Source organism: Sphingobacterium sp. UBA7038 (assembly GCF_002494055.1).
Taxonomy (GTDB): Bacteria; Bacteroidota; Bacteroidia; order Sphingobacteriales; family Sphingobacteriaceae; genus Sphingobacterium; species Sphingobacterium multivorum.
This window is the reverse complement of sequence record NZ_DLAV01000028.1, coordinates 104,606-118,209: the sequence shown is the minus strand read 5'-3', so window position 1 is coordinate 118,209 and position 13,604 is coordinate 104,606. Positions and strand designations below refer to the sequence as shown.

7 protein-coding genes are annotated in these 13,604 nt (G+C 40.5%); 3 read left to right on the top strand and 4 right to left on the bottom strand.

Features of this window, described 5'->3' with window-relative positions; genetic code table 11:
• The first annotated feature begins 697 nt into the window (after nucleotides 1-697).
• A complete protein-coding gene (locus tag B3H30_RS18630) occupies nucleotides 698-2,104 on the top strand; it encodes a Gfo/Idh/MocA family protein (RefSeq protein WP_286834764.1) in 1,407 nt (468 codons plus the stop codon).
• A gap of 168 nt (nucleotides 2,105-2,272) precedes the next feature.
• Nucleotides 2,273-3,211 (top strand): formylglycine-generating enzyme family protein, encoded by a 939-nt coding sequence (locus tag B3H30_RS18625; RefSeq protein WP_254667666.1) that lies wholly within the window; start codon nucleotides 2,273-2,275, stop codon nucleotides 3,209-3,211.
• 44 nt (nucleotides 3,212-3,255) lie between these two features.
• Here B3H30_RS18625 and carB read toward each other — a convergent pair whose 3' ends face one another.
• Nucleotides 3,256-6,075: a carbamoyl-phosphate synthase large subunit gene (gene carB / locus B3H30_RS18620; RefSeq protein WP_070563252.1), complete on the bottom strand. Its 2,820-nt coding sequence runs from the start codon at nucleotides 6,073-6,075 to the stop codon at nucleotides 3,256-3,258.
• A gap of 354 nt (nucleotides 6,076-6,429) precedes the next feature.
• Nucleotides 6,430-8,688 carry a beta-N-acetylhexosaminidase gene (locus tag B3H30_RS18615; RefSeq protein ID WP_083295834.1) on the bottom strand — a complete coding sequence of 753 codons (2,259 nt, stop codon included), beginning with the start codon at nucleotides 8,686-8,688 and terminating at the stop codon, nucleotides 6,430-6,432.
• 149 nt (nucleotides 8,689-8,837) lie between these two features.
• On the opposite strand from B3H30_RS18615, the gene lipA reads away from it, so the two are divergent.
• Complete coding sequence (gene lipA, locus B3H30_RS18610; RefSeq protein WP_046672297.1) at nucleotides 8,838-9,719, top strand: lipoyl synthase; 882 nt, start codon at nucleotides 8,838-8,840, stop codon at nucleotides 9,717-9,719.
• A gap of 307 nt (nucleotides 9,720-10,026) precedes the next feature.
• Here lipA and B3H30_RS18605 read toward each other — a convergent pair whose 3' ends face one another.
• A complete protein-coding gene (locus B3H30_RS18605; protein WP_070563255.1) occupies nucleotides 10,027-12,687 on the bottom strand; it encodes a hypothetical protein in 2,661 nt (886 codons plus the stop codon).
• Entirely contained in the window at nucleotides 12,687-13,589 is a 903-nt protein-coding gene (locus B3H30_RS18600) for a GLPGLI family protein (RefSeq protein WP_070563257.1), read from the bottom strand. Before B3H30_RS18600 ends, B3H30_RS18605 begins: the two co-directional genes overlap by 1 nt.
• Nucleotides 13,590-13,604: the final 15 nt, after the last annotated feature.

Genomic DNA, 13,604 nt, shown 5'->3' with positions numbered 1-13,604 from the left:
AGCCCTTGCTGGAAACAGTCAGGGCTTCTTTCGTTTAAGTACTTCCGTATTTCCATGTACAGGCTATTGCATATCCTCCGCCTATCGGTTATCGCAGTACGTTGCTTGAGTTTACTTTCCTTATAGGCTATCCAACTGTTGTGAATTATACAGTGAGTGGCTATAGTTCTTGCTATAAAATTCATATGTTATACGGTCATTCTACACTGTTATTAAGCTTAATAAGGCAGATATCATTGTATCCACATACTATTTCTCATCTACATATCCCGATCAGGAACCCGATAACATTATACTTCTAGCTAGGCCTCTGTGAAGTTACAATTGCTTAACGATAACAAATGCAGCTCGGCATTCATTAGTAATCATTGCTGGATTATATTGTAGCAATGCCATTATTCTACTCGGAATTTCATTATTAAAAACTCTGTGGCTGCAGAATATCGATTGAAAAACAACGAAGATAAAAATTTAAGCAATCGTTTGTGTAGATTAAGCAAACGATTGCTTTCAAGTTTCATTTTTTATTTAGAAAAAAGTGTTATATTATTGTTATAGAGATTAAGTTCTTTAAATAGAACCAACTATAAAATCCGATCCAAAAGGATTTTTTCTATTGACTGTTTAGTTTGTTTTAAAATAGGTGATTTTTTAGCGGGACCAATTGGTCCCTTTAAATTTATATGAACTTTAAATTATGGATTCTAGAAGAGATTTTCTTAAAAAAGCCGGAATATTGTCATCGCTGGCTGTTTCACTCCCTACTCTGGTCAATGCCAATACGGCAGCCGCGTCGTTTAATATGTCTGGATATGCAGCTCCAAAAATCGATAAAGTCAGAGTAGCGGTGATAGGATTGGGTATGCGCGGTCCTGGTGCTGTTGAACGCTTGTCCTTTATTGAGGGATGCGAAATTGTCGCACTTTGTGACAAGCATCCAGACCGGGTGGAGCGCGCAACAAAAATTGTTACATCGAAAGGTTTAGCAGCTCCTAAAGCGTATTCAGGTGAAGATGGCTGGAAATCCTTGTTGAAAGAAGAGAAGCTTGATCTGGTCTATATTTGTACGCCTTGGGATTATCATACTCCGATTAGTATTGCGGCGATGAAAGCGGGTAATCACGTGGCTTGTGAAGTCCCGATCGCTTTGACAATCAAGGATTGTTGGGAGGTGGTAAAAACATCCGAGGCAACTAAAAAGCATTGTATGATGCTGGAGAACTGCTGTTATGATTTCTTCGAAATGCTGACATTGAATATGGTGCGCCAAGGCTTGTTTGGCGAGCTCGTTCACGCCGAAGGTGCTTATATTCACGATTTGCTTGATCTTAACTTTGCAAAAAATGGCTATGATAACATGTGGCGCCTAAGAGAAAATATAAAACTAAATGGAAATCTGTACCCTACACATGGACTTGGACCTGTGGCACAATGCTTAAATATCAATAGAGGGGATAAAATGGATCATCTTGTGGCGGTGTCTTCCAGTGATTTTATGATGGGAGAAAAAGCGAAAGAGTTAGCCGCTAAGGATTCTTTTTTTCAGGAATTTGTAGGAAAGAAATACCGTGGTAATATGAATACAACGCTTATCCGTACGGCCAAAGGGAAAACGATTATGTTGCAGCATGATGTTACTTCTCCTAGACCTTATTCTAGGCTACATACACTGAGTGGTACCAAAGGGTTTGCACAAAAGTACCCTACGGAGAATATTGCTTTTGGTCATGAATTCATTACAGAACAGAAATTGAAGGAACTGTATGATAAATACACCCCAGAATTGGTAAAATATATTGGTGAGCAGGCAAAGCAGGTCGGTGGACACGGTGGGATGGATTTTATGATGGACTGGCGTCTAATTGATTGTTTGCGCAATGGATTACCTTTGGATCAGGATGTCTATGACGCTGCTTCATGGAGCTGTATCGTACCGTTGAGTTTCGAATCTGTCGAAAAGAACTGTAAAACAGTTGATGTACCGGATTTCACAAAAGGTGCATGGAAAAATAATACGCCGGTAGAAATCACGTTAAAAGGTGGCGGAAATACGCCTATCCGTTCGAGATCAGCGAAAAAAGAAAATATACAATTGGGCGTATAGCCCTCCTATATAAAATGACTTATTGAAGGGGAACTTTTTATTGTTCCCCTTTTATGTTTATCTTTAATTATGTTATTCAATCTGACTCTAATTACCTGTTTATCGTTATTTTCCACCAAGGATACACTTTCCTGTTGTGTTGGGGAAAATATACCTACTCGCGCTGGTATGATAAAATCCCAAATTGCCCAGCTAAAAAGCAAGAATGCGGACAAAATGATATTGGTCGAAGGGGGCAAATTTCTAATGGGAAGTTCAAATTTTGAAGATAGTAAGCCCCTACATCAGGTTGAACTAAATTCATTTTATATGGATGAACATGAGGTCACAAATGCACAGTTTGCGCAGTTTGTAAAGGAGACGGGTTATGTAACTGTTGCTGAGCGAGAGCTTGATCCGAAAGATTTTCCGGGAGTGGATCCCAAGATGTTAGTCCCGGGATCGGCTGTGTTCTCTAAGCCCAAAGAACTCAATTCATTAAATAATTACCTGATGTGGTGGGAGTATGTCCCTGGTGCAAACTGGCAACATCCCGAGGGGCCGAATAGCTCGATAAAGGACAAAATGAATTATCCTGTTGTTCAGGTTGCCTATGAAGATGCTGCAGCTTATGCGGAATGGGCAGGCAAGCGATTACCTACAGAAGCGGAATGGGAATATGCGGCTAGAGGACGTAAAGATGCAAACGACGATTTGTATTATTGGGGCCAAGACTTGAAGCCTAATGGTAAATGGACCGCAAATATTTACCAGGGAAAGTTTCCGGTACAAGATTCAAAAGAAGATGGATTTGAGGGGACAGCACCTGTAAAATCATTTCAGGCAAATGCGTTGGGACTGTATGATATGGAAGGGAATGTGTGGGAATGGTGTGCTGATTTTTATAGACCTGACTATTATCAGCATAGTACAGCTGCTAATCCCAAAGGACCACAAGATTCTTATGATCCACAGGAACCAAATCTTGAAAAACGCGTTCAGCGGGGAGGGTCATTTCTTTGCAATGATCAATATTGCGAAAGGTATAAAGCCGGAAGCAGAGGAAAAGGAGAGGTCAACAGTCCTACAAATAATGTTGGATTTCGCTGTGTAAAAGATATAAAATAGAAAAGGCTTGCATGTGCAAGCCTTTTCTATTTTATTGATATGCCTTATTGTGCATTCAAAAACATTGATTTTTGATTGTACAATTCTCTGAAATAAGGATCTTGTAGATCTTTGATAAAGCGAATTGCTTCACCAGTTGATTTCATCTCAGGGCCTAATTGCTTGTCTACTTCAGGGAATTTATTGAAAGAGAATACAGGTTCTTTAATCGCGTATCCTTTCAATTTACGTTCGATTGTAAAGTCTTTCAATTTATTGACGCCCAACATGACTTTAGTTGCAATATTGATGTAAGGAACATCATAAGCTTTAGCGATGAAAGGAACTGTACGTGATGCACGTGGATTAGCCTCGATTACATATACATTTTCACCTTTGACAGCAAACTGGATGTTTAATAGACCTCTTACGTTCAACGCTTTTGCCAATTTAATAGAGTATTCTTCCATTTTGTCCTGAACAGCTTGTGATAGACCAAATGGAGGCAATACCGCCGATGAGTCACCCGAGTGGATACCTGCAGGCTCGATGTGTTCCATCATACCAATGATGTGTACATCTTCACCATCACAGATTGAATCTGATTCAGCTTCTTCTGCACGATCCAGGAAGTGGTCAATCAGAATATGATTTCCAGGAAGATTCTTCAACAAGTTAACGACAGCTTTTTCTAAATCTTCGTCATTGATGACAATACTCATTCCTTGTCCGCCCAATACGTAAGAAGGACGCACCAATACTGGATAGCCAACTTCGTTTGCAACTTGTAATGCTTCTTCTGCTGAAGTTGCTACACCGTATCTTGGATATGGAATTTCCAGTTCTTTCAATAGATCGGAGAAACGGCCACGGTCTTCTGCCAAGTCCATATTCTCAAATGAAGTACCGATAATTTTTACGCCAAGTTGCTCTAGACGCTCAGCCATTTTAAGAGCCGTTTGTCCACCCAACTGAACGATAACACCTTCGGGTTTTTCTAATTCGATGATCTCACGTACGTGCTCCCAGAATACGGGCTCGAAGTATAATTTGTCAGCCATATTGAAGTCTGTCGATACAGTCTCCGGGTTACAGTTAACCATAATCGCTTCGTAACCACATTCTTTAGCGGCTAATAAACCATGTACACAAGAGTAGTCGAACTCGATACCTTGACCGATACGGTTTGGACCAGAACCTAAAACGATGATTTTCTTTCTATCTGAAGAGATGGATTCGTTCTCTTCTTCGAATGTCGAATAGTAATAAGGTGTTTGTGCCGGGAATTCTGCAGCACAAGTATCGACCATTTTGTAAACACGGTTGATACCTAACTCCTTACGACGATCGTACACTTGATCCTCGGTTACATTTCCTAATAACCATGCGATTTGTACATCTGAATAACCTTTTTGTTTTAAGGTCATGAAGAAGTCGCGTGGAATATTATTCAATTGATAACGACGTAATTCTTGCTCAAGGTGTACCAACTCTTGGATCTGTACCAAGAACCATTTGTCGATACGTGTTGCCTTACGGATCGATTCCAAAGGAACGCCTAATTCGAAAGCATCTTTGATATGGAATAAGCGGTCACCACTTGGATGTTCGAGACTATCCATGATTTCGTCAAGGTTTCTCCATTGACGACCATCAGCACCTAAACCAGCGCGGCCAGTCTCCAAGGATTGACATGCTTTCTGTAAAGCTTCGATAAATGTACGGCCGATTGCCATAACTTCACCTACCGCTTTCATTTGTAGACCTAATTCTTTGTTTGCTCCTTTGAATTTATCGAAGTTGAAACGAGGAATCTTAACAATCACATAATCCAATGTTGGTTCAAAATATGCGGATGTTGTCTTGGTGATCTGATTTTGTAATTCATCTAAGTTGTAACCGATCGCCAGTTTAGCTGCAATCTTCGCAATTGGATAACCCGTTGCTTTCGATGCTAAAGCGGAAGAGCGTGATACACGTGGATTGATTTCGATGGCGATGATCTCTTCGTTTTCTGGGTTTACAGAGAACTGAACGTTACAACCACCCGCAAATGTACCAATTGAACGCATCATTAGGATAGCCTGATTACGCATATCTTGATAACATTTGTCTGATAATGTCATGCCTGGTGCAACGGTGATCGAGTCTCCAGTGTGGATACCCATTGGATCAAAGTTTTCAATAGTACAGATGATGATAACATTGTCATTGGTATCGCGAAGTAATTCCAACTCAAATTCTTTCCAGCCCAATACAGCTTGTTCAACCAAAACTTCATGTGTTGGTGATGCATGTAAACCTCTATTTAAGGCTGCGTCAAAATCTTCTTTTCTGTGAACAAACCCACCTCCTGTACCTGCAAGGGTATAAGATGGACGTATAACAAGCGGATAGCCAATCTCTTGTGCCGCTTCTTTACCTTCAAGGAATGAGTTTGCAATTTTGGATGTTGCAACGCCCACACCGATATCAACCATTAATTGACGGAATTCTTCGCGGTTTTCAGTTTTTTCAATGGCAGCAACATCAACACCGATAACTTTTACATTGTATTTTTCCCAAAGGCCTAGGTTGGAAGCTTCGATACATAAGTTCAAAGCCGTTTGACCACCCATGGTAGGAAGTACAGCGTCAATGTTGTGTTTTTGCAAAATCTCTTCAATACTTTCGCAAGTTAATGGAAGTAAGTAGACATTGTCCGCAACAACTTTGTCCGTCATGATTGTTGCAGGGTTTGAGTTGATGATGGATACTTCAATACCTTCTTCTTTCAATGAAAGGGATGCTTGAGATCCAGAATAATCAAATTCACAAGCTTGACCGATAACGATGGGACCTGATCCGATGATTAAAACCGACTTAATGGAAGTGTTTCTTGGCATTATATCTAGTTCAAAAAATTAAATTTCCTATTGTAAATCTGAGCAAAGACAATCAAAAATAGCTCATGGGGAAGGGTCATTCCGACTGCTTTGTCGGAGTGCAAAGTTACATTTTAAATTTTGAAAATTAAGTATTTATTTTAATAATATTTCAAAATTAAATGCCGTTTGTTGGAAAAGTAGTCCTGAAAAACAAAAACGAGTATAGAACCTTCATGATTTTAGAGCTATTGGTGCTGTGAAATCATGAAGGTTGTTGTTTTCCGATAACAGTGAGTTTTGAACTCATTGATGCTTTAATGAGAAACCACAAGTCAATAAAACATGCAGGTTTAGAAAACTGTCCAGATGTGTTTAATAAACGATGATTTCGTCTGTAAACAAATAACCTTTTTTAGGATTGCTGGCTTTGATCTTTATATAACGCGCCTGCTGTGCTTTGTCAAGTTTGAGTTCAAACCTTTTGAAAGTCAACTTGGACTCTTTATCGGATATATCATTTTTGATTGTTCCTACCGATCTGAAGGTACGGCCATTATCCGAAAGCAGGACTTCCATTTCTCCGGGCATGTAAACGCCTGGGCCAATTATCTGCATAAAATTCATGGCTACCTGGTGTATTTCTTCTCTACGTTCCATATCCACGACCACATCAATCGGACTGGTGAATCCTTGCCATTGGCCATCGTGATAGGAAAGTCCACCCATGATTCCATTTGTTAAGGTAGAATCTTTTTGTGCTGGATATCCCGACCATGCTGTGTTGTACGCTACTTTTTTTCCGATAGCGCGATGAATGTCAATATCAAAGGATAGGGTTGGACCAATTTTGATAGAATCTAGAAAATAAGCCGCATTGATATGGCCTGTCGAGCTGAGTTCAAATGGTCCGGTATACGGCGTAGACTGGATTGTAGGCTCACTGCCATCAATGGTATATCGGATCTGATCTGTTTTTAGTTGCTCGGTTGTCAGCATAATTTTATTGTTGTTTTTAGCTGCATTGTAGGTGGCCGTATAAGCGACATTAAAGGAAGGACGGTAATAATTGACGTTCAGATCTTGTAAAAGCTTATAATGAGATTGCAGTCTTCGCTCAAAGTCAGTCCAACTTTTCCCATCTTTATTGGTCCAATTGACCTCTGCTAAAGCCAATGCACGTGGGAATACCATATACTCAAGGTGTTCGGTGGTAGGAACATATTCTGTCCATATATTCGCTTGTGCTCCGAGAATATGCTTGGCTTTATCTCCTTGAATGGCCGCTGGAATAGGATCATATGAATACACCTTATCCAGTGTCAGGTAACCGCCGATGGCCTCAGGCTGTGTCCGAGGGTCTGTCTGATAAGAATCAAAATAGAGGTGTGAACCGGGAGTCATGATGACATCATGGCCTGCATTTGCGGCCTTTATGCCGCCATCTTCACCGCGCCAGCTCATGACGGTAGCTCCTTCGGTAAGTCCCCCTTGTAGGATTTCGTCCCAACCGATCAGTTTTCTACCCTTAGATTGCAGGTATTGATCCATTTGTCTGATGGCATAGCTCTGCAGTTCGTCGACAGATTTCAGTCCTTCTTTCTGCATGAGTGCCTGATCTTTTGGACAGGTTTCCCAATGCTTTTTCTCAGCTTCGTCACCGCCGATATGAATGTACTGGGAAGGGAATATTGTGAGGACTTCATCCAATACATTTTTTAGAAATTCAAAGGTTTTTTCATTACCGATGCAGAATTCTCCCTGACTATAGGGCTTTCCGGAACATGAGAGTTCGGGATATACGGCCAATACTTCTTCCGAATGTCCGGGCATTTCTATTTCGGGAATAACATTGATTCCTTTGCGGGCAGCATAATCGACCAATTCGCGGGCCTCTTCCTGTGTATAGAATCCACCGCTGGCATTTGGCGTACCTTTTTCTACATACTGACGACCATTGTTCCACCAATCTTTCCAGCTCGTATGTGTTCGCCAGGCCGCTTTTTGTGTTAACTCTGGGTACTTTTTAATCTCCAGTCGCCACCCTGCTCCGTCGGTTAAATGCCAATGAAAGTTATTGAACTTATAGATGGCCATGATGTCGATATACTTTTTTACAAAGGATAGTGGCATAAAATGACGCGATACATCCAGGTGTAAGCCACGATAGGCAAAGCGAGGCTCATCGACTATAGTCGCATAGGCTACTTTACTTGGATCGGCTTGTAGATAGCCTAATTGAACCAGCGTGTAAATCCCATTGATCACCTGAGGTACATTCCAAGCCCTGAGTAGCAGGCCTTTTTCATCGATTTGAATGGAATAGGCGTTCTTACTCAGATTATCTGCATCGACAGCTTTAATAATGCGAAAGCCTTCTTTAGGGCCTTTTTTATTTTTCTTGAGTACTTCGACAGTGAGGCTTTTGATGGCGGGGTGTTCAGTAAGTAACTGTGTCGCCTCCTGAAATTCATCTGAAACAATAACCTGAAGATGTGCAGGGATAGCGTATGTTCCAGTAGCCAAGGTGATTTTCGAAGGTTTGGGTATAATGTCAAAGTTGGTTTGGGCTTGTGCTGTAAAAATGGTTGCACCCCCAAGTAACAACATGGATAAAGATCGGCTCAGTCGCATAGTTTTGTTATTAGATTAATGATAATCAACACAAATATCCTAATTTTTGTTTCATAATTCTATTATTGACGGTAATCGCTTATTTTTTATGATATAAAACCAACAAATTGACGGTTAGAAATTACATTTTTAATCCTTAACTTTGTTGTATGATTGAACTTCCAGTTATTCCGGCAACTCCTGCACAACGCAAGCCTGATTGGTTGCGTGTCAAATTGCCTGTTGGTAAAGAATATAGACATGTCAGAAGTCTTGTAGACGAGCATAAATTACATACAATTTGTGAGAGTGGAAATTGCCCGAATATGGGCGAATGTTGGGGGGCTGGAACAGCAACCTTCATGATTTTGGGAAATATCTGTACACGTTCTTGCTCATTTTGTGCGGTAGCAACAGGCCGTCCGTTGGCGGTGGATCTGGATGAACCTAATCGTGTTGCCAATTCTGTCAAGTTAATGCAGGTAAAACACTGTGTGATCACTTCGGTGGATCGTGATGACCTAAAAGATGGTGGTTCGATAATATGGGCGGAGACAATTAATGCCATCCGAAGGGAAAGTCCTGAAACAACCTTAGAAACACTTTTGCCAGATTTTAAAGGACAATGGGATAATTTGGACCGCGTGATTGCAGTACGTCCAGAGGTTGTTTCGCACAACCTTGAAACTGTACGTCGTTTGACAAGAGAAGTTCGCGTTCAAGCTAAATATGATCGTTCACTTGAGTGTCTGCGTCGAATTTCTGAAGCTGGACTCCGTACAAAATCAGGAATTATGCTTGGTTTAGGTGAAACAGAGGAAGATGTTATCGAGGCAATGCAAGATTTATATAACGTTGGGGTACATATTTTGACACTGGGGCAATATTTACAGCCTACCAAAGCTCACCATCCTGTAATCGAGTGGATTACACCTGCACAATTTGAGAAATATCAGAAAATTGGTTTGGAAATGGGATTCAAGTATGTGGAGTCTGGACCGCTGGTTCGTTCTTCTTACCATGCAGAGAAACATTTATTTGATATGCAATAGAAAACATTTCTAAGTTTTTTAACAAAGAATATTTTTCGCAAGATATATAAAGAAGCCTGGGTGATTTTTTTGCTCAGGCTTCTTTTTTCTATTTTTTTTTAAATGAAACGGTTTGCCTCTAGGGGTTGAAAAACTTATTACTCTTGTTCATCATCGATAATTTGCTAAAACAGCAAGATTTCGATTACAAGATATTGGTCATTAGGCGCAAGAATAGACCAACAACACATCAGCAAAAAACCAGCAATAAAACAATAGACGAACATTAGGCCAAGACAATTGCTTCTTTCAGAGGTGGTCTGATACCTTATAGGTTAAAAACTGTACGGAGTAAAATTGTTCTTCCGCGAAGTTCAAATTCATTCTGTGAAATCATATTGGCCGTCATCAGGTAGGTGCGATAGTTTTTGATATTGGCCAAATTATTCATTTCCAATTCGATATCCATTTTCCACTTGTTGATCTTATAGCGCGTAAAAAAGTCGATGAAGGTATAACTTGCATTCTTCATGTTTGTTTGAAAGGTGGAAAGATTACGTAGGTTTAGCCGCATAAAGCCATTTTTAAAGGGACTGGCTGGAAAGCCTATGTTATGCATCATGGTGGTAGTTTTGTTTTGGATCGCATTGTCAAGGCCCTGTTGTTTGCTCCGGCTCCAATTGAATAGTCCTGAATAGGAAATATTATAAGATTTAAATACCTTAGCTTCAATACTGGGCTGAAATAGATAGCTCATACTTCGAGTAGGCACTAGCGCATTGTTTAACAATTGATTGTATTTGAAGTAAGAAATGCTTCCTTTTAGTTTGAGGGTACTTGCCAAAGGGAAGATGTATTTATCAAATCCGATCTGAGATGACCATCGATCTTGCAGGTTATCCATATTGACCAATATGTTTTCGGTGATGTTATTTTTTATAACGGACGATAACATCGTGTTGGAAAGCGATCTTGTATAGCTAATACCTGCATTTGCAAATAATACTTTTAGGGTGCGGGCCAAATTATAATTGAGATTAAACGTATGTTTTTTGGATTCATTTAGCGCTGCATTATTTTGGCTAAGCATTCTATAGTTCCGTAATACGGCACCACGGTATATATCTTCAATATTGCCTATATCCTGCGCAAATTGATAGTTAAATTGAAGATAGTCTTCTTGTGAAATCTGCCATCTTGCTTTTAAATTAGGATTGATCAGCATGGAATTTTTGGACGTGGCCAGTTGATGGCTGACATCTTCATAATGCGTAAACAAATAGGTGATCGGGATCTCGAGCTGGGTTTCAAATCGATTTGTTTTCCAGGAATATTGCGGTGTAATAAACGCTTGGGATCTGCTCCAATACAGATTATTACGGGTATTATCGCCCAATGTTCGAACACGTTGCTCATTATCTACTATGGTAAGGAGTGAGTTGAAATGTTGACGATCTGTATTGAAGCCAATTTGATAGTATTGTTTGATTCTGCCTTTATTGAAGCGATAACCTGTACTGATCTCCGTAAAAAAGGAAGGAACTTCGATTTGCTGGCGGCTGCTTTTATAGGGAATGCTATCGTTGAGTATTTCTGGAAAAACACCGGGATAGATCTGTAATGTCTGCGGTTTATTGCCATAATTTAAAGACCAGTTGATTGCAATAATGTCATTGTTTTTAAGTTGGGGTATATAGCTGAACAAGTTGCTGAATCCCTTGATGTGGTGTTTTTGGAACTGCTCGATCTGCCCTGAGGAGTTTGCCAGCAATGCTGTAATATCTTTTTTTTCATATTCAAATGATAAAGTATTGCTCGCATATTTCTTTTCCGTATTGGTCGATGCCGAAAGTCTGGCTGCGCCAAGCCAACGCGCTGTTTTCATGTGATTTTGCTCATTAAAATAAACGTCACCATCATCGAGCAGGTATTGCGTGTTTGAGGCATTATTTTGCCTATCGTTGTCGTATAAAACCTGAATATTGGATTTTAGCTGCCAGAGATTCTTGAGGTTGTATAGGTTATTGGTGTTCAGTGAACCGGTATTGTTGAAGTAATAATTATTTTTAGGAATATTTGGACTGCCTGTTGTGCTCGTCGCCAGGAGATTGTTGATAGTCGAGCTGCCGAACTTGGCCAGTAAAGAGGATTGATTGGCTCCAATAATATCTCCGGAAAGATCATGACCTGTATTATTCCCGTTGAGAACATTCAGCATCTTTACTTTCTTGTTGAATAGGATTGAATTCAATTCAGGATCATAGAGATTGGGGGTGCCGACGCCAATTTTGGCCTGTCCAGTGAGCTTCAGCTTAGCTTCCTCTTTGATAACGAGATTGATGGCGACGTCGTCTGTAAATCTTTTATTTTTAAGGACCTTATAATGTTCGTGATTGTCGAGCACCTGAATGTCCTTTACCATTTTATGCGGGATTGTCCGTGTACCTACACCATAGCGATTTTCCAACAGATCGTCACCGTCAATGTAAAGTTTAGAAACGGTTTTATCCTGGTATTTTATAAGCCCCGATTCGGTAACTTCCATGCCCGGAAGGCGTTTGATTACGTCGCCTATATTGCGATCCTCCTCTTTGGCAAAAGATCCGACGTCGTAGGAAATCGTATCATTTGAACGGCTCACTTTAGGTTTGCTCTTTACAATGACGTCTTGTAGCAGATTGGTTTTTGGAACGAGGGCGATCCGAAGATTGGATGTCTGTGTGCCAAGTTTGAGTTCAAATTTTTCGTAAGTAAGGTGATTGATCTGCAGGTAAAGGCTCGCATATTCCTTTGTCAATGTGATTGTGAAACGCCCATCTTTATCTGTCGGCTTGAAAGCGATGATTTTACCGTCTGAAAGGATGTTGACACTGGCAAAGGGTACGGGATGCTGTGTCTTATCCACTTGGACCGTTCCACTAATCGTTTGCTGGGCAAAGGTTATTTGCTCAAGCAAAACGACTATAAATAAACATAGAAATACTTTCATTAAGGCGTCAGCTCTATCGGATTATTGGTAACCTTCGAAGGTTTGTATTTATCGTCTCTTGAAATATTGAAACTTTTTATTTTGGATGGATCCAAAGCACCAATAGGGGAGCTTCCACCTGAATTACCGGATCGAACGGCAACGATGTTTCCGTTTGAGCCTACATTGATGGCTCTATTCTTTCCGGATTGCGCTTGCATGTAGGCTTGAGGATTGGCCTTAAAGGCTTCCTGAATTTTCTTTACTTCATCTGCCGTACTTGCGATGGTATTTTGTGGCAGTTCGACAAATGTTTTTCCATCTTCAATTTTATCGAATCCGGCGTAAGCAAAAATCACTTCATTTTTTGTGTCCCGTGCGTCAAGGATAAGTCCGGGTAGACCATGAAGTTTCCAGGGACCATAGGAAAATGGAAGTTCGGTTGTAAACCAGGCGATATAGGTGCGGCCTTTGAATGTTGCCTTCGCATTTTGGCAATTGTAACCACCGATTTCTTTACGATCTCCCAAGATTTCCCAATCCTGTGTGGGATATGGTGAAGTAATGGAGAAATGGTCACTAGCAACGGATATTACCTCTGTTATTTTATTTTGATCGGGGTTGATTAGATAAGATGATGATGAGGGCGAGGAGCGCGTAGTAAGGGTTAGATTGCCGGAAAATGCGGGATCTTCCATCTGTTTTTTGACCTCTTCCTGCATGCGTTTGGATGAATATGACGTATAGTAGCTGCCCTGCTGATTCAGGTAAACCACTGTTTCATCGCGTAAAAATTGGTCCCGTTGGGTACTGTCATTGACATGTTTGAATTCGTAATGTACTTTAGCGATGGCAGGAGTACGCTCTTGTGCAAATAATAGCTGCGTGGCCACAGACAGTAGGATTGATAATGAATATTTCATAAATATATGTTTATA